At 68.8% G+C, this 19,126-nt stretch carries 19 protein-coding genes; 2 read left to right on the forward strand and 17 right to left on the reverse strand.

What is annotated here, in order from left to right; all coding sequences use genetic code 11:
* Window positions 1-92: 92 nt before the first annotated feature.
* Together LTV02_RS26660 and LTV02_RS26665 are read right to left on the reverse strand one after the other, a co-directional pair.
* Window positions 93-1,301, reverse strand: coding sequence for an NAD-dependent epimerase/dehydratase family protein (locus LTV02_RS26660; protein ID WP_233034594.1), 1,209 nt, complete (start codon window positions 1,299-1,301; stop codon window positions 93-95).
* A gap of 183 nt (window positions 1,302-1,484) precedes the next feature.
* Window positions 1,485-2,300 (reverse strand): S-methyl-5'-thioadenosine phosphorylase, encoded by an 816-nt coding sequence (locus LTV02_RS26665; RefSeq protein WP_233034596.1) that lies wholly within the window; start codon window positions 2,298-2,300, stop codon window positions 1,485-1,487.
* A gap of 170 nt (window positions 2,301-2,470) precedes the next feature.
* On the opposite strand from LTV02_RS26665, the gene LTV02_RS26670 reads away from it, so the two are divergent.
* On the forward strand, window positions 2,471-2,806 hold the full coding sequence (locus LTV02_RS26670) for a metal-sensitive transcriptional regulator (protein ID WP_233034597.1): 336 nt from the start codon (window positions 2,471-2,473) through the stop codon (window positions 2,804-2,806).
* Between the two features lie 76 nt (window positions 2,807-2,882).
* Here LTV02_RS26670 and LTV02_RS26675 read toward each other — a convergent pair whose 3' ends face one another.
* The 15 genes from LTV02_RS26675 to LTV02_RS26745 all read right to left on the reverse strand — a co-directional run bounded on the left by LTV02_RS26675 (window position 2,883) and on the right by LTV02_RS26745 (window position 16,062).
* Complete coding sequence (locus LTV02_RS26675) at window positions 2,883-3,854, reverse strand: nitrilase-related carbon-nitrogen hydrolase (protein ID WP_233034599.1); 972 nt, start codon at window positions 3,852-3,854, stop codon at window positions 2,883-2,885.
* Window positions 3,855-3,948: 94 nt separating this feature from the next.
* A complete protein-coding gene (locus LTV02_RS26680; RefSeq protein WP_332909536.1) occupies window positions 3,949-4,911 on the reverse strand; it encodes an AraC-like ligand-binding domain-containing protein in 963 nt (320 codons plus the stop codon).
* A 92-nt stretch (window positions 4,912-5,003) separates the two neighbouring features.
* The gene (locus LTV02_RS26685) at window positions 5,004-5,858 is read right to left on the reverse strand and encodes a nitrilase-related carbon-nitrogen hydrolase (RefSeq protein ID WP_233034600.1); all 855 of its coding nucleotides are present in this window, start codon (window positions 5,856-5,858) and stop codon (window positions 5,004-5,006) included.
* 86 nt (window positions 5,859-5,944) lie between these two features.
* On the reverse strand, window positions 5,945-6,925 hold the full coding sequence (locus LTV02_RS26690) for an AraC family transcriptional regulator (RefSeq protein ID WP_269821562.1): 981 nt from the start codon (window positions 6,923-6,925) through the stop codon (window positions 5,945-5,947).
* 109 nt (window positions 6,926-7,034) lie between these two features.
* Window positions 7,035-8,000 carry a helix-turn-helix domain-containing protein gene (locus LTV02_RS26695; protein ID WP_067711797.1) on the reverse strand — a complete coding sequence of 322 codons (966 nt, stop codon included), beginning with the start codon at window positions 7,998-8,000 and terminating at the stop codon, window positions 7,035-7,037.
* Window positions 8,001-8,539: 539 nt separating this feature from the next.
* Complete coding sequence (locus tag LTV02_RS26700) at window positions 8,540-9,364, reverse strand: hypothetical protein (RefSeq protein ID WP_233034602.1); 825 nt, start codon at window positions 9,362-9,364, stop codon at window positions 8,540-8,542.
* Between the two features lie 101 nt (window positions 9,365-9,465).
* Window positions 9,466-10,380, reverse strand: coding sequence for a tRNA pseudouridine(38-40) synthase TruA (gene truA / locus LTV02_RS26705; RefSeq protein WP_408639262.1), 915 nt, complete (start codon window positions 10,378-10,380; stop codon window positions 9,466-9,468).
* Between the two features lie 83 nt (window positions 10,381-10,463).
* Entirely contained in the window at window positions 10,464-10,949 is a 486-nt protein-coding gene (rplQ, locus tag LTV02_RS26710; RefSeq protein WP_233034604.1) for a 50S ribosomal protein L17, read from the reverse strand.
* Window positions 10,950-11,002: 53 nt separating this feature from the next.
* Window positions 11,003-12,061 (reverse strand): DNA-directed RNA polymerase subunit alpha, encoded by a 1,059-nt coding sequence (locus LTV02_RS26715; RefSeq protein ID WP_233034605.1) that lies wholly within the window; start codon window positions 12,059-12,061, stop codon window positions 11,003-11,005.
* Window positions 12,062-12,166: 105 nt separating this feature from the next.
* A complete protein-coding gene (gene rpsD / locus LTV02_RS26720; RefSeq protein WP_067711827.1) occupies window positions 12,167-12,772 on the reverse strand; it encodes a 30S ribosomal protein S4 in 606 nt (201 codons plus the stop codon).
* 21 nt (window positions 12,773-12,793) lie between these two features.
* The gene (gene rpsK / locus LTV02_RS26725; RefSeq protein ID WP_019045110.1) at window positions 12,794-13,207 is read right to left on the reverse strand and encodes a 30S ribosomal protein S11; all 414 of its coding nucleotides are present in this window, start codon (window positions 13,205-13,207) and stop codon (window positions 12,794-12,796) included.
* Between the two features lie 9 nt (window positions 13,208-13,216).
* Complete coding sequence (gene rpsM / locus LTV02_RS26730; protein WP_233034606.1) at window positions 13,217-13,588, reverse strand: 30S ribosomal protein S13; 372 nt, start codon at window positions 13,586-13,588, stop codon at window positions 13,217-13,219.
* A 223-nt stretch (window positions 13,589-13,811) separates the two neighbouring features.
* The gene (gene rpmJ, locus LTV02_RS26735; RefSeq protein WP_033085975.1) at window positions 13,812-13,925 is read right to left on the reverse strand and encodes a 50S ribosomal protein L36; all 114 of its coding nucleotides are present in this window, start codon (window positions 13,923-13,925) and stop codon (window positions 13,812-13,814) included.
* 96 nt (window positions 13,926-14,021) lie between these two features.
* Window positions 14,022-14,243, reverse strand: a complete 222-nt coding sequence (gene infA, locus LTV02_RS26740) for a translation initiation factor IF-1 (protein WP_040804562.1) — start codon at window positions 14,241-14,243, stop codon at window positions 14,022-14,024.
* A 1,606-nt stretch (window positions 14,244-15,849) separates the two neighbouring features.
* On the reverse strand, window positions 15,850-16,062 hold the full coding sequence (locus LTV02_RS26745; protein ID WP_233034607.1) for a hypothetical protein: 213 nt from the start codon (window positions 16,060-16,062) through the stop codon (window positions 15,850-15,852).
* A gap of 1,147 nt (window positions 16,063-17,209) precedes the next feature.
* On the opposite strand from LTV02_RS26745, the gene LTV02_RS26750 reads away from it, so the two are divergent.
* Entirely contained in the window at window positions 17,210-19,000 is a 1,791-nt protein-coding gene (locus tag LTV02_RS26750; RefSeq protein ID WP_233034608.1) for a MinD/ParA family ATP-binding protein, read from the forward strand.
* Window positions 19,001-19,126: the final 126 nt, after the last annotated feature.

Here is a 19,126-nt window from a genome sequence, read left to right on the forward strand (position 1 = left end):
TGCCAAAACGCAAGTGCCATCCCCGGCCGCCCGCACGACACCAGCCAGTCGCTCCCGGCCGGGCGGCAGTCAATGTCTGCCGGACTCCCCGATCAGTGGCGCTCGACGCTGCTCGCGGCGTAGTCGGCGAGGCCACGCGCCGGGGGGATGCGGGCGGTGTAGTCGAGGGCGTGGCGGGCGCGGTCGGGGCTGGCAACCAGGTGGCGGATGTCTGTGAGGCGGTATTGGCCGGAGACGACCGGGCCGGGGGCGTCGAGGGTTTTTGCCATGATCGAAGCCACTTCCCAGAGGGTGAGGGGACGGCCGGAGGCGATATTGAGCGGGACGAAACCGGTCAAAGGGCGGGCCACGGCGGCCACTACGGCAGCGGCGACGTCGCGGACGTGGACGAAATCCCTTACCTGGCCGCCGTCTTCGAATACTCGGGGAACGCGGCCGTCGCGGAGGTCGGAGCGAAAGCGGGCCGCCACACCGGATTCCGCGGAGCGTAGCGGCCGGCCGTCGCGGATCGGGTCGCCGTAGACGTGATGGAAGCGCAAGGCCGTCGCCGCCGATCCGGTGCTCGTGGCCCAGGCCAGGGCGTAGTGCTCCTGCGCGACTTTGCTTGCCGCGTAAGCGCTCCGGGGGCGCAGCGGGGCATCCTCGCCCAGTGGCTCCCAAGTCAGCACTTCTCCGCTGCGCGGCTCGCGGTGATCGAACAGGCCGCGGTCCAGGTCCGCCCGGCGGCGGATGCCGGGGAAGAACGGCCCGCTGCGCACCCCGCGATACCGGCCCTCGCCGTACACCGCCACCGAGGAACTCAGAACCAGCCGCCGCACGCCCGCCCGTTCCATGGCCGCCAGCAGGACCGCCGTCCCGGCGTCATTGTGAGAGGCGTACAGCGCCGCCCGCTGCATACCCGCCTGAACGGGCTTCTCGCCCCCGCCGCTGTCCCGGCTCTCGGCCGCGCCGCCGCGCACACACGGTCCCGTGCCATGACCTAGGTCCTCGCGCCGTCCAGGTCGGCCCCGAGCCGGTCCGGCGGGAGGTTCGGGGAGATCCGGGAGGGGTACGGCTGCCGCCAGGTGGCATACCACGTCGATGCCGCGCAGCAGCGGTTCGAGCGCGTCGGGATCCCGGATATCCAGTGCCAGTACGTCTTCCGGCGGCATCGGATGCGGACCGTGCACCATCGGCAGCATGGCGTCGACGGCGAGTACCTCGTGCCCGGCCGCGATCAGGGCGCGATGCACGTGTCCCCCGATGAAGCCGGCGGCGCCGGTCAGCAGCACCCGTACACCGTCGTGTCCGTCCGTGCTCATCTCTTCAGCGTAGGCGACCCGCGACGGGCGCCCGATTCCCCGGAGGCCGCTGTAATCGCCTGCGGCACAGGAGTACGGGTGGGACCTGGGGACGGCGGATAGCCGCCGAACGGAAACCGCCGCCGGTCGGGTGACCGGCGGCGGTTCGAGGCATCCGTGACCGGGTGAACCCGGCCTGGCCGACTACGGCAGTTCGAAGGGCAGCTGCACGCCGGTGCCGGTCAGCACGCGGCACTTGTCGCAGGTGTCGTCGCCTTCGACGGCGGCGACCGCGCCGCGCACGAGCGCCTTGAACGGCACCAGGTTTCGCTCGAACTCGGCGAAAACATCGGCGGCGGTGACGCCTTCACCGGACTCCAGGCCCGCGTCCAGGTCGGTGACCAGAGCGATTGCGGAGTAGCACATTTCGAGTTCGCGGGCGAGCACGGCCTCGGGATGACCGGTCATATTGATCAGCTCCCAGCCCAGCCCGGCGAACCAGCGGCTCTCGGCACGGGTGGAGAAGCGCGGCCCCTGCACCACGACCATGGTGCCCTGATCCTTCATGGGCAGCTCCGGCACGGCCGCGCCGATGGCGGCGGTGCGCAGCTCGGCGCAGTACGGATCGGCGAAGGAGACGTGCACGCCGCCCGCGTCGTAGAAGGTCTGATCACGCCCGGAAGTGCGATCCACCAGCTGATCGGGAACGGCGACGGTGCCCGGACCCCAGTCGGCGCGCAGCGAGCCCACCGCACACGGCCCGAAGATCCGCCGCACGCCCAGCGAGCGCAGCGCCCACATATTGGCGCGGTACGGCACGGTGTGCGGCGAGTACTCGTGCTTGCGCCCGTGCCGCGGCAGGAACGCCACCGCGCGCCCGTCCACCTGACCGATGGTGATGGGCGCGCTCGGCGCCCCGAACGGGGTCTCGACCTCGACCGTGGTCGCGTCGTCGCCGAAGAAGTCGTAGAACCCGCTACCGCCGATAATGGCCAGCGTGGCCCGAGAATCCGAACTCATGGCTCGATTCTTGCGCACTCGTGCATGGATGCCGGTGCCAGGTCCGCCCACCCGGGCCGACATCACATCCGGCCCCGCGCCGCGCGGCTGGCAGTCCCGGCACCGCGCGTGTACCCTCGGGGGGTATCAATGGCGAGGGCCCGACAAGGCCGGGAGCGAGGACACGGTCGATGACGAACGAGCAGACCACCACCACCACGGACGAGTCCTGCCACGATCACGGCGCGCACGGCTACATCACCGCCAAGGACGACTACCTCAAGCGCCTGCGCCGCATCGAGGGCCAGGCTCGCGGCCTGCAGCGGATGGTCGAGGGGGAGAAGTACTGCATCGACATCCTCACCCAGGTCTCGGCCATGACCAAGGCGCTGCAGGCGGTGGCCATGGGTCTGCTCGAGGATCACATCAGCCACTGCGTGGTCGACGCGGCCGTCGCCGGCGGCCCCGAGGCCGAAGCCAAGATCAAGGAAGCCACCGACGCCATCGCCCGCCTGGTGCGCTCCTGAATCGATCACACAGCGCTGCGGCCCGGCGGGATTCCCGCCGGGCCGCTTAGCTTTCCAGGGCCGTCCCCGGCGAACCTCAGCAGGCCGCCGCGAACAGCGGAGACAAACCCATCACCGCGGGCATGGCACGCGCCTCCTGGCCGGTCCGGGAGCGCGGACCCGCACCCCAGCCCCGCGCCTGCTGCGGCCCGCGCATCGACCCGCGCGGATCCAGCCGCGGCCCGCGATCGGGATCGGCGAGCTCGCCCGCGCCCAGTTCGAGTTCGGCGTACAGGATGCCTTCGGCCCCTTCGGCCAGCGCCGGCACCACCTCACCGCCATCGGCCGCGAAGATGTGCGCCTGCCCGGTCCGTACCCCGGCCGCCCCGCCCCAGCCGGTGTCGCCGACCACCGCGCACGGCGCCAGCACGAACGCGCTGCCCTCCAGCGCGTACATCCGGCTCACCGTCGGGCCGGACTGGGCGGGCGAGGTCTCGACCGCGGGTCCGCCCGGCCAGGCCGCCACATGAATGGATTCCGCGTCCGCGCGCAGCGCCCGGGTGAGCAGGGTGCGCTGGTTCTCCTGCCCGGACAGCGCGCCCAGGCTGCCGAACGGGCTGTGGTGCACGGCCGGCAATTGCGGCGCGCCCGAGGCGAACACCTTGCGTTCGACACTGTTCAACCCGGCCTTGCGGCGCACCGAGAGCACTTTGCCGCGATCGCTGATCACCGCCTGCGCCATGAAGATCCGGCGTTCCTGTCGTTCCCCGAATCCGAGCACCACGTGAATGTCATTGCGACGCGCCGCAATTGCGATCTTCCGCATTTCGGCGCCGTCTCTCGTCATCGAATTCTCGCGGCACCGAGTCGAGTATTCGACATTCCATTGATTGGATTCCACCCACCGCCACCACGGATACCCCGGTAGAAACGTCTCCGGAAACGCGACCAACCGGGCCCCCTCGGCCGCGGCCGCACCGATCAGTTCGACGACTTGCTCGACACCGTCCGACAACCGCAGCCATTTCGGCTCGGCCTGGACGGCGGCGACTCGCACCGTATTCCTCATCGCGCATTCCTCATGAAAGCTGATGCTTGCCAATCATTTACGGAATGTCAGTGCCAGTGTGTGCCGTCTTTCGGACCGATCATGCCAACGATGCTCAGACCAGCGCCCGGAATGCGCCGGGTGTGGTGCCCATTTCGAGCCGGAATGCCCGGTAGAAACTGCGTTCGGTGAGAAAACCCGCCGCTTTCGCGACCGCCGACAGCGGCAACTGTGGCGCATTACGCAGCAATTCGCAAGCACGTTCGATTCGCATCCGCCGCAAAGCGGTTCCCGGACCGCCTTCGAGTTCGTCGAAAACGCGATACAGGGTGCGCCGAGACATTCTGCACCCCTGTGCGATTCGATCGACACCCAGGTCCGGATCGGCGCAATGCGCGCGCATATAAGCCAGTACCCGCTGCCGATTCAGCGCATCGGCGGATTGATCGCGCACCGTCCCGCCGGCGGCCGCGATCACCGCCGCGGCCAGTAGATCCATCCCGGATTCGGCCAGCAGCGCGGCCCCATCCGGATCCTGGTCCTGCAGCCGCGCCAGGCCGCGGAAGAACTGCGCGACCACCCCGGGCGCGGTGGAGCGACCGAAGGCGGTCGCGGTCGGGACCTCCGGACCGGCTACGCCGTAGCGCTCGCGCAGGCGGGTCAGGGAGACCTGCAGCACCACCTGCTCCCATTCCCGTTCCATTTCCCAGTGGTACGGGCGGGTGGTGTCGTAGAAGACCATTTCGCCGGGACGCACCTCGGCGATGCGGCCGTCCTGATGCAGCCGGCCGCTGCCGGCCACCGGGATGCTGGCGATCAGGTACTGGTCGTCGGCGTCGGCGATGAGCCGTTCGGTGCGATGGATCTGCTGTGCGCTGGATCCGACCACGCTGAGGTCGATATCGCCGTATCGGGAGTGCTCGATGAAACCAGAAAACCGACCAGTCTGTACTGGTGATACCGCCAAGGGCACATACGCCGCGCTGACCTGCTCTTCCCAGCGCTGAAATGCCTCACTCGCCGATGTCTCGGGCCCGGATCGCACCTCTATCCGACTGACCGCGTCCGACCGATCCACTCCGCATCCCTCGACAAACCAGCCGACCGGGTACGGCCGAATAGCAGGAATTCTGTCAGATACGAAGCGACACAGCCAATACGGGCGTATGGCTAGGCCGCGGACTCGGCGGACAGTTCGAGCTCGAGGTCGCCGTAGACGATCCCCTCCTCGTGTCCGCCCAGCGGCGCGCCCAGCTCGTCACCACCCGGGGCGAAAATCCGGGCGTGCCCGCCGGGTCCGCGTACCAGCTGTTTGGCCGGGTCGTTCCCGTGCCGGCTCTCGCTACCCGCCACATCCATCACCGCGCAGGCCGCGACCACGTGCAATTGCCCGACCACCGCGTACCAGAGCGTGGCCGCATTGTTCACGCGCACACCCCATTCCACGTCCCGCGCCACGATGAAACCCGGCCACGACACGATGTGCACCTGCGCGCCGGTGCGTTCCAGCTCGTGCCGTGCGGGCAGGTGCAACTGCTCGGAGCCACCCTGCACGCCGATCCGGCCGATACCGGTCCGGAAGACATGGGGTTCGCCGGCCTCGCCGCTCCGGAAGATCCGGTGCTCCAACGGGGTCAGTTCGGGCTTGCGCCGGACTCCGAGCAGTACCCCGCGATCATCGATCAGGCACTGCGACATGTACAGCGAACTCCCGCAGCGTTCACTGAAACCCAGTAATACGTGGATGCGATGGCGGCGCGCCGCGTCGGCGATCCGCCGGAATTCGGTGCGGCCCACGGTCATCGAATTGGTGCGATAGCGCGCGAAGAAACCCTGCCCCCAGCTCACCGAATCCAGCCACAGCCACCACGGGTAACCGGGCAGGAAGGTCTCCGGGAAAGCGATCAGTTGCGCACCGCCCGCGGCGGCCGTCTCGATCAGCTCGATGACCTGCCCGACGCCCGCCCGCAGATCCAGCCAGCGCGGTTCCGCCTGGACAGCCGCCACTCGCACCTTCGTCGACACCTCGGGGCTCCTTCGACGCGAACGGGATTGCTGTGCAATCACCTTTCGCCGAAGCGACGCTCACGGCACCGACGTAGCGTGCCGGGCTACCGACCGCGAGTGCCTGCGTCCAGCCGCACCCGGAATTGTCCGGGCGTCAGGCCGGTTTCCTCGCGAAACGCCCGGTAGAAGTGGCGATCGCTGGCGAATCCGGACGCCGCGGCAACCGCCGCCAGCGGGCGCGCCGGGTCCACCCGCAGCAACCGGCGGGCGTGCTCGACGCGCATCCGGCGCATGAGCGCGCCCGGGCCGCCGAAGCCCTCGCACACCCGGTACAGCGTGCGCCGCGACACCAGGCAGGCGTGCGCCACCTCGTCGATGGTGAGGTCCGGATCGGTGAAGCGGCGGCGCAGGTAGGTCAGGATCTGCTGACGGGTGTAGAGCGAATCCGACGGGGCGGGCGAATCCCTGCCCGAAGCCAGCAGGAGCGCCGACGCCAGCATGCTCGCGCCCTCGGAACTCATTACCGCCGCGGCCTTTTCGGCTTCGCCCGGGGGTAGTTCGGCCAGCCCGCGGAAGAAGCCCGCCACCACGCCGAGCGCGCCGGTAATGGGAATCGCGGTGGCCGTGGGCAATTCCTCGCGGAGCAGGCCGGCGTGTTCCAGGACCAGGTTCATGGGGGCGCGCACGATGGCGGAGGTGGAGTTCTCGGTGGTGCGGCTTTCCAGGGGCCGGGCGCTGTCGAAGAAGGCGATGGAACCGTGCCGCGATTCGGCGGTACTGCGGCCCTGTTCGGTCCAATTCGTCCCGTCCAGCACGATATTCACCAGCAGGAACTCACCCTCGGACTGTTCGACCAGTTTCCGGGAGCGCACCACGCGTTGCGCGCTGGCCCGCATCAGCGAGACGCTGAAACGATCGAATTGGGTGCTGGTGACGCGGCCGCGCCAATGACCGTCGTGCAATGGCTCGATGGCCGAGGGCACGACGGCGTCGGCCACCAGCGCCTCCCAGCGCTCGAAGGCCTGGCGTGGCGAAACAGTCGACGAGGAGCACACCTCGACCGTGCCGACGGCGGCTTGATCCACACCGGTATCTTCCCACCGGGTACCGCCCGGCCAACGCATTTCAACCCGTTCGCGTGCTGCCCGGTCAGCGGCGGCGCGAATTCGGACTATTCACAATGAAACTCGCAATTCAGGCGTGGCGTAGGCGGAATTCGCCCGGCGTCATACCGGTTTCGCGTTTGAATGCCCGATAGAACTGGCGCTCGGAGACGAAGCCCGCGGCCCGCGCGATGGACAGCAGCGGGCGGGCCGGATCGGTCCGGATCAGCGCCACGGCGTGTTCGATGCGCAACCGCCGCAACATGGCGGCAACCCCGTCCTCACCGTCCTCGAACAGCCGGTACAGGGTGCGCCGCGACACCGAGCAGGCGGCGGCCACCTGCTCGACCGTCAAGGCCGGATCGGTGTAGTTGCGCTCCAGGAAGCCCAGCGCCCGCTGTTTGGCCAGCGCCTGCCCGGGCTCCTCGCGCGGCATCTCGCCCGCGGCCAATTGCACCACCGAGGCGAGCAGCCCGGTCCCGTGCCGAGCCAGGATGGCGGCCTCCATCGGATCCGAATGCTGCAGCCGGGCCAGCCCGCAGAAGAACCGCCCCACGATGCCCGCCGCTCCCACCGGGGGTAACCGCACCGCCGTCGGCAGCCGATCCGCCGGAATCCCCGCCGCAACCACCACCTGCGCCAGCGGCACCTGCACCACCGACACCGCCCACGAGTGCTCGAAATGCGCCGTGAACGGCCGGGAACTGACGTACAGCATCAACCCGCCGTCGGCCATCTCCCCGACCCGCCCGTCCTGCTCCAGCCACCCCCGCCCGTGCGTGGTCACGGTGGCGAACAGGTACGGCTCATCGGGCTCGTGAATCAGCCTCGGTATCCGGCTGATCCGCTGCCCGGTGGCCGCGACCGTCGACACCTCGATATCGGCGAAACTCGAATGCACGATCCGCGCCCGGAACTCCCCCGGCGCCACCGGCGTGACGACCAGCGGTACATACGCCTGCGCTACCGCAGCCTCCCACTGCTCGAATGCCTCCCTCTCGGAAACCTCCGGGGTGGACCGGACCTCGACTACTGCGGGCTCAGAGCCGCCGCTCATGCGCCGATTGTCGCACCACTCCTCCCCGCCGAACGCGAAATCCCCTGAGATATTTAAACTTTCGCCCCGGTGAACGATGTTCGCCGCATGCATGATGACGAACCGCAACTTGCGCAATGGATACCCACCACCGCGTCCCCTCCCCGCCACGCCGCACCGCCCGGAATCCGCACGCCACCGCCGGAACCCGCCCCACATCGAGGCATTGCACCCGGCCACCGCAACCACCGGATCGCCGCGACCGACGCTGGGACCCGCCCAGCCACACGAGCAACGGGCAACGGGCAACCGGCAACCGGGCAACGGCCAACGGCCAACGGGCAACAGCCAACGGCCAACGGCCAACGGGCAACGGGCAACGGGCAACGGGCAACAGCCAACGGCCAACAGGCAACGCACAACGGCCAACAGGCAACACACAACGCGCAACGCGCAACGGCCAACAGGCAACGAGCAGCGAGACGAGCACTCGGGACGCCGGACTCGTAGCGGGCATGCGCACGCGGCATACCCGGGCACGCCAGCTCGGTGACAGACGCCTACTCCAGTGCAATGCTGCGCAGGTGAGCGCGGAGCACACGGGCGGAGACACTGAACGGCGGAATGCCGTCGACCGGTTCGTCGAACGGGAGGACGCCGGCGTGGAGGTCGGCGAAGTCCAACTCGGCGCGGACCGCGAGTGCGACTTCGACCTGACGCCGGAATTCGGCTGCGGGCAGGGTCTCGGCGTCGCCGGTGAACCGATCGCGTGCGAGGCTCACGACGGTCTCGAATTCCCTGCCGACGAACGGGACGATCTGTCCGGCCGAGCCGTCGGCGAGAGTATCGACTTCGAGCAGGAATCCGTGCGCGCAGCCTGATCGCTCGAAAGTGCCCACCAGCGCCGCGCCGATGCCGTCCAGCGAGTTCACGCGTGCGAACTCGTCAGGTCGTACCGGCTCGGTGAGCCGAGATGCCCACGGCGGCAAAGCGATTCCGGCCAGCACGAGGCGGTCCACCGCCGCGGCTGCCGCAGCGGCCGGTGCACCGGTGGCGAGACGGGACAAACCGCACAACACCCCTAGCGCGGCCGGGCCGGGGCGGGTCTCCAGTAGCAGCACGCACCAGGCGGTGAAAGCTTGTGCGAAGGCGGGTCCGCCCTGTCCGCCGAACTCGGACACGGCGGCAGCCAGCAGCTCGCCTTCGAACGCGCCCTCATCGGCCGGTAATTCGGCCGCGCCCGCGAGTACGCCTTCCAGTAACTGCCACGGATCGAACTCGCCGCGCCGGCAGCGCGGGCAACCGCACGATCCCGGCCTGCGGAGTCGGGCTCCGCTCGCCTGCCCGCCGCGCTTACGCGCCTTACGCCCCCTGTTTCGGCTCATGCCCCCACGGTCCCCGGCCGCGAGATCCGCCATGCCGAATACCTCGGGGTGCGCGAAGCTTCGCGCGACCCGCGCGGCCGGCGTGTCGCCCTACCGAAAAGTCAGTCCCCGCAACAACCTTCGGCGTTCGCGACGGTCCGCACCTCACGGGTCTGCGCATTCCGGGCCGCAAGATCCGCGTCGGCAGGATAGTCGACGGCGATCAAGCTCAGGCCGTGCGCCGGCGCCACCGTGACCGAACTGGAGCGTTCGCGTTCGTTCAGCAAACCCGCGATCCAGTCGGGGGTGCGGCGGCCTTCGCCCACCGCGAGCACGCCGCCCACCAGGCTGCGCACCATCGACCAGCAGAAGGCGTCGGCGCTCACGTACGCGGTGAGCAGGTCACCATCCTGCTCCCAGTCGAAACGCTGCAATTCGCGAATGGTGGTGGCGCCTTCGCGCCGCTTGCAGAACGCGGCGAAATCGTGCAGCCCCAACAGCTTTCGCGAGGCTTCCCGCATGGCTTCGAGATCCACGCCGGACCGGCAGGGCACCACATGCCGCGCCTGCAAAGGCTCCGCACCATAGGCCGCGGTGGTCAGCCGATAGGCGTAATGCCGGCGAATCGCCGAGAACCGGGCATCGAATTCCGGCGGCACGATGCGAACGTCCTTGACCCGCACATCCTTCGGCAGAAACCGGGCCAGCCGATGCACCAGCTTGGGCCCGTCCACCTCGGCGCGGGTGTCGAAATGCGCGACCTGCCCCTCCCCGTGCACGCCCGCATCGGTCCGCCCCGCCACGGTCAACTGCACGCTCTCGCGCAGCACCTTGCTCAGCGACTCCTCGAGCACGCCCTGCACGGTGCGCAATCCGGGCTGCCGCGCCCACCCCGTGAAATCGGTGCCGTCATAGCTGATATCCAGTCGTACCCGAACCGCAACCGGCCCCGGCGGCAGATCCTCAACCGTCACAGCGATCTCCTGGTTAACATGGAGAAAGCCCGCCGACCCGGAGGGGACGGCGGGCTCACTCATGGGCTTTCCCGCTTGGAGCCGGTCCCACTCGACTGGGGTTTCAGGGTTTACCCCTGAGAACCCCAAGAGTGGGGAAGGAAGAACTAGTCTTCCTTCTTCTCCTCGGCGGCCGGAGCCTCGGCCTCGACCACGGCCTCTTCGGCGGCGGGGGCTTCGGCGGCCTTCTGCGAGGCGGCAACGCGACGGGCGCGATCGGCTTCGTTGGTCACGGTCTTCTCGCGAACCAGCTCGATGATCGCCATCGGCGCGTTGTCACCCTTGCGCGGGATGGTCTTGATGATCCGGGTGTAGCCACCGTCACGACCCTCGAACGAGGGACCGATCTCGGCGAAGAGGCTGTGCACGACATCCTTGCTACGGATCACCTTCATCACCTCGCGACGGTCGGCAAGGGTGCCGCCCTTCGCCTTGGTGACAAGCTTCTCGGCGTAGGGGCGCAGCGCCTTGGCCTTGGCCTCGGTGGTCGTGATGCGACCGTGCTCGAAGAGCGCCGTCGCCAGATTGGCGAAGATCGCCTTCTGGTGCGACGCCGTCCCGCCGAAGCGGGCACCCTTCTTGGGCTTGGGCATTGTTGGAATCTCCTGTGTCTAAGGCCGATTCGGGGCGCTACACCCCGAATTGCCTAAAGCTGTTCGGTCTCGGCGTAGTCCTGCTCGCCGCTGTCGGTGTCGCTGAACGAACCGCTGTCGCTCCAGGTGCCGCTCGCCGCGTCGTAGCCGACGACGGAGGACGGATCGAAGGAAGCCGGGGAGTCCTTGAGGGACAGGCCGAGCGAGTGCAGCTTGACCTTGACCTCGTCGATGGACTTCTGGCCGAAGTTCCGGATATCCAGCAGGTCGGATTCGGTGCGGGCAACCAGCTCGCCGACGGTGTGCACACCCTCGCGCTTGAGGCAGTTGTAGGACCGCACGGTCAGATCCAGATCCTCGATCGGCAGACCGAACGAAGCGATGTGGTCGGCCTCGGCCGGGCTGGGCCCGATCTCGATGCCTTCCGCCTCGACGTTCAGCTCGCGCGCCAGGCCGAACAGCTCGACCAGGGTCTTACCGGCCGACGCCAGCGCATCCCGAGCGGAGATCGAGTTCTTGGTCTCGACATCCAGGATGAGCCGGTCGAAGTCGGTGCGCTGCTCGACACGAGTCGCCTCGACCTTGTAGGTCACCTTCAGGACCGGGGAGTAGATCGAATCCACCGGAATCCGGCCGATTTCCGCACCCGAGGCCTTGTTCTGCACGGCAGGAACGTAGCCGCGACCGCGCTCGACAACGAGCTCGATCTCCAGCTTGCCCTTGTCGTTCAGGGTGGCGATGTGCATGTCCGGGTTGTGGACGGTCACACCGGCCGGCGGGACGATGTCACCGGCGGTGACGGTGCCCGGGCCCTGCTTGCGCACGTACATGGTGACCGGCTCGTCCTCTTCGGACGACACCACGAGGCCCATGAGGTTCAGGATGATGTCGGTGACATCTTCCTTCACGCCCGGAACCGTGGTGAACTCGTGCAGCACGCCGTCGATGCGGATGCTGGTGACCGCGGCACCCGGAATGCTCGAGAGCAGGGTGCGGCGCAGCGAGTTGCCGAGGGTGTAACCGAAGCCCGGCTCCAGCGGTTCGATGGTGAACCGCGACCGGTTCTCGGACACGACCTCTTCGGTCAGCGTCGGTCGCTGTGAAATCAGCATGGAATTTCCTCCTTCGAGCGCCCACTATTTGACGCTCACGATTGGGAACTGTTGCGGCTCTGTGGGTTACAGAGCCGCAACCAGCGGCACGCTTACGCGCACCTATTACTTCGAGTAGAACTCGACGATCAGCTGTTCCTGCAGCGGAACATCGATCTGCGCACGCTCGGGGAGCTGGTGCACCAGAATGCGAAGGCGGCCGGGAACGACCTGGAGCCAACCCGGAACCGGGCGGTCGCCTACGGTCTCACGCGCAACCTGGAAAGGCAGCGTGGGCAGCGACTTCTCCTTGACATCGATGATGTCGTACTGGGAGACCTGGTACGACGGCACATCGACCTTCACGCCGTTGACGATGAAGTGGCCGTGCGAGACGAGCTGACGAGCCTGGCGACGGGTACGAGCCAGACCGGCGCGGTACACGACGTTGTCCAGACGAGCCTCGAGCAGACGCAGCAGGTTGTCGCCGGTCTTGCCCTTCTGGCGGTTCGCCTCTTCGTAGTACTTGCGGAACTGCTTCTCCATGACGCCGTAGGAGAAACGAGCCTTCTGCTTCTCCTGGAGCTGCATCAGGTACTCGGATTCCTTGATCCGCGCGCGGCCGTGCTGGCCGGGCGGGTAAGGACGACGCTCGAACGCCTGGTCGCCTCCGACGAGGTCAACGCGCAGACGACGCGACTTGCGGGTGATGGGGCCTGTATAACGAGCCATTTTTCGTTAAATCCTTTCCCGCTAGACGCGACGGCGCTTGGGCGGACGGCAGCCGTTGTGCGGCTGCGGGGTGACGTCAGAGATCGAACCCACTTCGAGGCCGGCAGCCTGAAGCGAACGGATCGCGGTCTCACGACCGGAGCCCGGGCCCTTGACGAACACGTCGACCTTCTTGACGCCGTTCTCCTGCGCCTTGCGGGCAGCGTTCTCGGCAGCGAGCTGCGCGGCGAACGGGGTCGACTTACGCGAACCCTTGAAGCCGACGTGACCCGAGGACGCCCACGAGATGACGTTGCCTTCCGGGTCGGTGATGGACACGATCGTGTTGTTGAACGTGCTCTTGATGTGCGCGTGGCCGTGCGGGATGTTCTTCTTATCCCGGCGACGCGACTTCTGAGTCTTCTTCGGGCCAGCGGCCCGGCTCTTCGGAGGCATGCGCTATCCCTACTTCTTCTTACCGGCGACGGTCTTCTTCGGACCCTTACGCGTGCGGGCGTTGGTCTTCGTCCGCTGGCCGCGCACGGGGAGACCGCGGCGGTGCCGCAGGCCCTGGTAGCAGCCGATCTCGATCTTGCGACGAATGTCGGCCTGCACCTCGCGACGCAGGTCACCCTCGACCTTGAACTCGCTCGCCTCGATGTAATCGCGGAGCTTGGTCAGGTCGTCATCGCTGAGGTCCTTGGAACGCAGATCGGCGCTGACGCCGGTCTCGGCCAGGATCTCCTTGGCGCGGGTACGGCCGATGCCGTAGATGTAGGTCAGCGCGATCTCCATGCGCTTTTCGCGCGGGAGGTCGACGCCCATCAGACGTGCCATGTTTGGCGATTCCTTACTTTTGCGGAGGTCTGCTCCCAGTCCGTCCCCGCGTGTGGGGCCCCGGCCTCCGTGCCGGGGGAAGGCCGCCATCCGCCCCTGACGGGACTCGGCGACGGCGACTGGTGCTGGGAGTTCTTCTTCTAGCCAATCCGAACCGCGTTCGGTGCTTGGCTGGTGAGCGACCGGGAAAACAACCCCGGTGAGCCCGGCGCTAAGACCGGACTCAGCCCTGACGCTGCTTGTGGCGCAGGTTCTCGCAGATCACCATGACTCGCCCGTGACGGCGAATCACCTTGCACTTCTCGCAGATCGGCTTGACGGACGGCTGAACCTTCACGTCAGATCCAATCTGGGTTGGTGTCCACTGGCCGTGAACACAGTTGTTCCCCGGTCAGTTCGACCGGGGAAAACCGGGACTCGAGGCCCCGGAAACTCACTTGTAGCGGTAGACGATGCGACCGCGGGTCAAGTCGTAGGGCGAAAGCTCCACGACGACGCGGTCCTCGGGCAGGATACGAATGTAGTGCTGCCGCATCTTGCCGCTGATGTGCGCGAGAACCTTGTGACCGTTCTCCAGCTCGATCCGGAACATCGCATTGGGCAACGGCTCGATAACCCGGCCCTCGACCTCGATGGCCCCTTCCTTCTTCGCCATATCCTCCGCGATCCCGGTTAGGCTGAACCTGGTTGGTTCATGCTCTGTACGGCTGGTGGGTCGTCACAGTTCGTCGTGCATTTGCGTCGACCAGCTGCGATACTCAGCGGGCCCGCATGCGGACATGCCACAACCACTCTGAGAACGCACCAGCAGCCAAGCTTACCCGTATCCCCAGATGCGGCCAAATACGGCCGCCCGGACGTGCGCCAGAACACCTTCTCGTCCCGCCTCCCCCGGACAGCCCCGCCGACTCTCGCTAAACTGGCCTCGCAATCGAGCAAGATCGGGACTCAGGGGTACGAGGGGTAGATGTGAGTCGCACCAACGACGGCCTCCCCATGCTGCCGCCGTGGCTGTCCGAGAACGAGGTCACGCCGGCCGGTTACGAAGAGCCCGTACGCAACCTCCCCCAGGAGGACCCGATCCCGGAGGAGAAGTCCTCCCGCGGCTTCTTCGGCCGCCGCAAGTCCCGCAAGGACGCCCCGGCCCCCGAACCCGAGCACACCCCCGAACCGGTCCGCATCCCGCCGACCCCCTCGTGGAACCAGCCCGGCCAGCCCCCGTCCCCCACCGACGGCCGCGCCCCCGAATCTCAGCCCTACCGGCCCCCGGTAGCTCCGGCGCAACCTCCAGCCAGCCCGGCCGCCCCCACCCAGCGCTGGTCCTCCGCCGCCCAGCCACCCGCGCAACCGGCCACCCCGCCCCAACAGCGGACACCCGCCGATCCGCCGACCCCGCCTCAACAGCGCGGTCCGGCCGACCTGCCGACACCGTCCCAGCAGCGTGGTCCGGCTGACCCGCCGACCCCGTCACAGTTGCGCGGTCCCGCGAATCCCCCTGCACCACCGCACATCCCGGCCCCGCCCCCGTTCACGGGACCCGACCCGGTCCCGCCGCGCCCGCCCGTGGCCCCCTCGGACCCGACCGTTCACACCCGCATCCCCCCGATGCCGCCTCTCACCGACCCGGGTCTCCCGCCCGCGCCCGCAGCGAACCGCAATGGCGGCGGCCAGCTTCCGCCGCAGCACGACCGCGGACTCCCGCCGCGCCCCGACCTCGCGAGCGACGAGGGGCTGCCGGCCCACCCCGACTCGGCAGGCGATCGTGGCCTCCCATCGCGCCCCGGGCCCGGGCCCGGCCGGCAACTGCCGCCACAGCCCGACCTCGCCGGTGATCGACGGCTACCGCCGTCGTCGCCCCAGACAAGCAACGACCGGCCCAACCCGGAGCCGCAGGCGGCATCCGGCCCGGCCGCGATGACCACTCGCATGCCGCTGCCCCCGTCGCCTCCGGCTCCCCCGTCGCCGGCGCCACTTGAGCCGAACGCCGAAGCGCAGCAACCACAGTCGTCCACGCCGCACCAGGCCCGGGTTCCGTTGCCTCCGCCGCCGCCGACCGCGGCTGCCTCGACGCCGGGAACCGTCGGCCCGGCCGATCTCACGACACGGGTTCCGGTGACGCCACCCGGCCGCCCCGAGATCCCTGCGCCGCCGAATCCGGCAGGCGATCCCGGCACCGCCGCACCCGGCCCGGCAAACGCCGCGGCCACCACCCGTTTCCCGGACAGTGCTGCACCCGAGACGGTTTCGCCGACCGGCCGCGGTCACACGTCGGCAGACCGCCCCAGCGCGGCCCACCCCGCGACCGATTCCACGCGGGCACCCGGCGGGGCGGCCGACACCCGCTCCACAGCGGGTGCGCCGACCGGACCGAAACCCGAAACGACCACCGCACAAGGGAACTCGAACTCCCCCGATGGAAATGCGGCCTCGGATTCGGCGACCGCCGTGCCGCGTCCCGGGGTCGGTGCGGTCACACCGCCGGTGAACCGCCCGGCCGTCGGCCCCGATACCACGGGAACAACCGCAGATTCCGGCCCTTCCGACCTCGCGGCGCCTGCTGGCAGCCAGGGCTCGAGCGGTATCCCGCAATCGGACTCGGCTGCCTCCGATCCGATCGGTGCCGCACAAACCAGGAACAGCTCCGACCTCGACGCCGCGGCCGGTGATACCGATCCAGCCACTGCCGCAGCACAATCCGGTCCGAGCTCCGCAACGGCCGACTCCCGAACCGTGGGTGCCCCCAATGCCGCGGGGACCCCGTCGCCGATCGGTCTGCACCCGACCGACGCGGCGTGGGCGGCGGCGAGCGGACCCATTCGTGGAACCTCCGACTTCGATCCGGTTGCCGCCGCAGCGCAGGCGGCTGCCGCCTCCGGACTCATCGGCACGCCGTCCGGCGAGAATGCCGACGCAGATGCGCAGGCTCCGGATTCCTCCGACGTTTCGAATGCCGAAGGCGAACCCAGCACCGGACAGTTGCCCGTGACCGGTGGGAGGCATCGCGCGATCGATGCGCCGCTGACTCCGTCGCAGGGTTTCCCGGCAGCCGGTGGGCCGCAGCTGGATTCGTGGGCGAATCAGCAGGGCCCGTCGCCTTACGGTCCGCGTGACGTCGAGCACGGCCAGCCGAGTATGCCCGGCCCGGCCGCTCCGCAGCCTGATCCGAGCAACCAGTGGGCGGCTCCGGCTCCGCATACGCCGGCCGCTGCCAATATGGCCCCACCTGCTCAGCCCCTGGGCCCGGGCAATATGGCACCGCCCGCGCAGCCTCTCGGGCCGGGCGATATGGCGCCCGGCCCAGTCGGTATGGCCCCGCCTGCTTATCCGTCCGGCGCGCCCAGCTCGGTGCCGCCGGGCATGGGTGATCCGAATTCCCCGGTGGGACCGGGGCCGGGGCCCCGGACCGGGCAGAATCCGTTCGCGCCGCCGGTCGGCTCCGAGTCGAATCCGGTGCCGGGCAACGTCGGTGGTGCCCAACCGTACAGGCCTGCTTCGCAGCCGAATCCGTGGCAGACCAACGGTTCGCCGGGCGGTCCGGGAACGAATGGTGGCCGCTTCGCACCGGGGATGAATCCTCCAGGGACCGGCTCCCAGCCGCTTGCGCCGCACTCGAATGCGCCAATGCCGCAGGGATCTTCGACGCAGTCCGGGTCGAATCCGCTGGTGCCGCCGGTTGGATACGGGCCGAATGCGCCTACTGCTCCGGACGGCGTGCCGTCACCCGGTCCCGCATCCCAGCCGAATCCGTGGCAGCAGAACGGCCCGGTCGGTTCGCCTGCGCAGTGGAATGGCGGGGGGATCGCAACCGGTCCGGGGCAGCAGGCCGGTACGGCCGCGCCGGCGAATGCGCCCCAGGGCGGTGGCCCGCACGAGGCGGGGCAATCCGCTGAAGCGCGTCCCGATCACGAGGCGAGCGGACAGCGGCCCAGCAAACTGCCCGGGCAGTCGGGTGGGAACGCGCGTCTCGGGGCCGAGGGACAGCCGGGATCCGATCCCGCGACCGAGGGCCAGCCGGGCGCGACCCCACCTGCCGGCGCGGATGCCATTGGGCAGCAGGCCAACTGGGCGCAGGGCAGCCAACCCGCACAGCAAGGCGCGGACGCCGCTGGCCACCAGGGCAACTGGGCACAGGGCAGCCAACCCGCACAGCAAGGCGCGGACGCCGCTGGCCACCAGGCCAACTGGGCACAGGGCAGCCAACCCGCACAGCAAGGCGCGGACGCCGCTGGCCACCAGGGCAACTGGGCACAGGGCAGCCAACCCGCACAGCAAGGCGCGGACGCCGCTGGCCACCAGGCCAACTGGGCACAGGGCGGCCAGCCGGCACAGCACGGCGCTGTGGACCCGCAGTTGGCCGCGTGGGCCGCGCAGCAGCAGGCCGCCCGGCAAGGGGCGGACGGGCAGCAGTGGGGCCAGCCGCAGGGGCCTGGCGGACAGCAGTGGGGTGGGCAGCCGCAGTGGGGTGGGGGTGCACCGGGGAGTCCGGCGCCTTCGCTCGACGATGTGCCGATGCGGCGGGCCAAGAAGGCGCCCGGGACCGGATGGCGCAAGGCTGTGCATCACATGTCGGGCGGGAACATCAATCCCGGCATGTCGGCCGAGGAGCGGCGGCTGCAGGAATTGGTCGCGCGAATTCGGCAGCCGGTGCGCGGGGATTACCGGATCGCGGTGCTGTCGCTGAAGGGCGGCGTCGGTAAGACCACCACCACCATGGGCCTGGGGTCGACCTTCGCTTCCATTCGCGGGGACCGGGTCATCGCGGTGGACGCGAACCCGGACTTCGGAACCCTGTCGCAGCGCGTACCGCTGCAGACGCGGTCCACCGTACGAGATCTGCTGCTGGACCCGAACATTCAGCGGTACTCGGATGTGCGGCGGCATACCTCCCAGGGCGGCAGCCGGTTGGAAGTGCTTGCCAGCGAACGCGATCCGGCCGCGTCGGAAGCCTTCAGCGATGAGGAATACCGTGCCGTGGCGCGGATTCTGCAGCGCTTCTACAACATCATCCTCACCGATTGCGGTACCGGGCTGATGCATTCGGCCATGGCGGGCGTGCTCGACCTCGCGCATTCGCTGGTGCTGATCTCGTCCTCGGCCATCGACGGTGCGCGCAGTGCGGCGGCCACCCTGGACTGGCTGTCACTGCACGGCCACGACCATCTGGTGCGAAACGCGGTGGTCGTCATCAACCTGCCCCGCCCGGGCGCGCCGAACGTGGGCATCAACCAGCTGCGTGACTACTTCCTGTCCCGCTGCCGCGCGGTCCACATCATCCCCTACGACCCGCATCTGGGCGAGGGCGCGGAGATCGACCTGCATCGCCTGAGCAAGCCGGTGAAGCGCGCGTACGTGGAGCTCGCCGCCACGGTGGCCGACGATTTCGTCGTCGATCACCGCCGTCATCGCGGCTGATCAGCGGCACCGCCCGACCGGCACAAATCGGGTGCCCCGCCACCGGTTTCTCGGCTGGCTGGGCCCGGCGCGCCGGTGATAGGTTGACGCCGACCGAGACCGGACAGTCGCTCGGTTCAGTTGGCA

Source organism: Nocardia yamanashiensis (assembly GCF_021183565.1).
GTDB classification, from domain to species: Bacteria; Actinomycetota; Actinomycetes; order Mycobacteriales; family Mycobacteriaceae; genus Nocardia; species Nocardia yamanashiensis.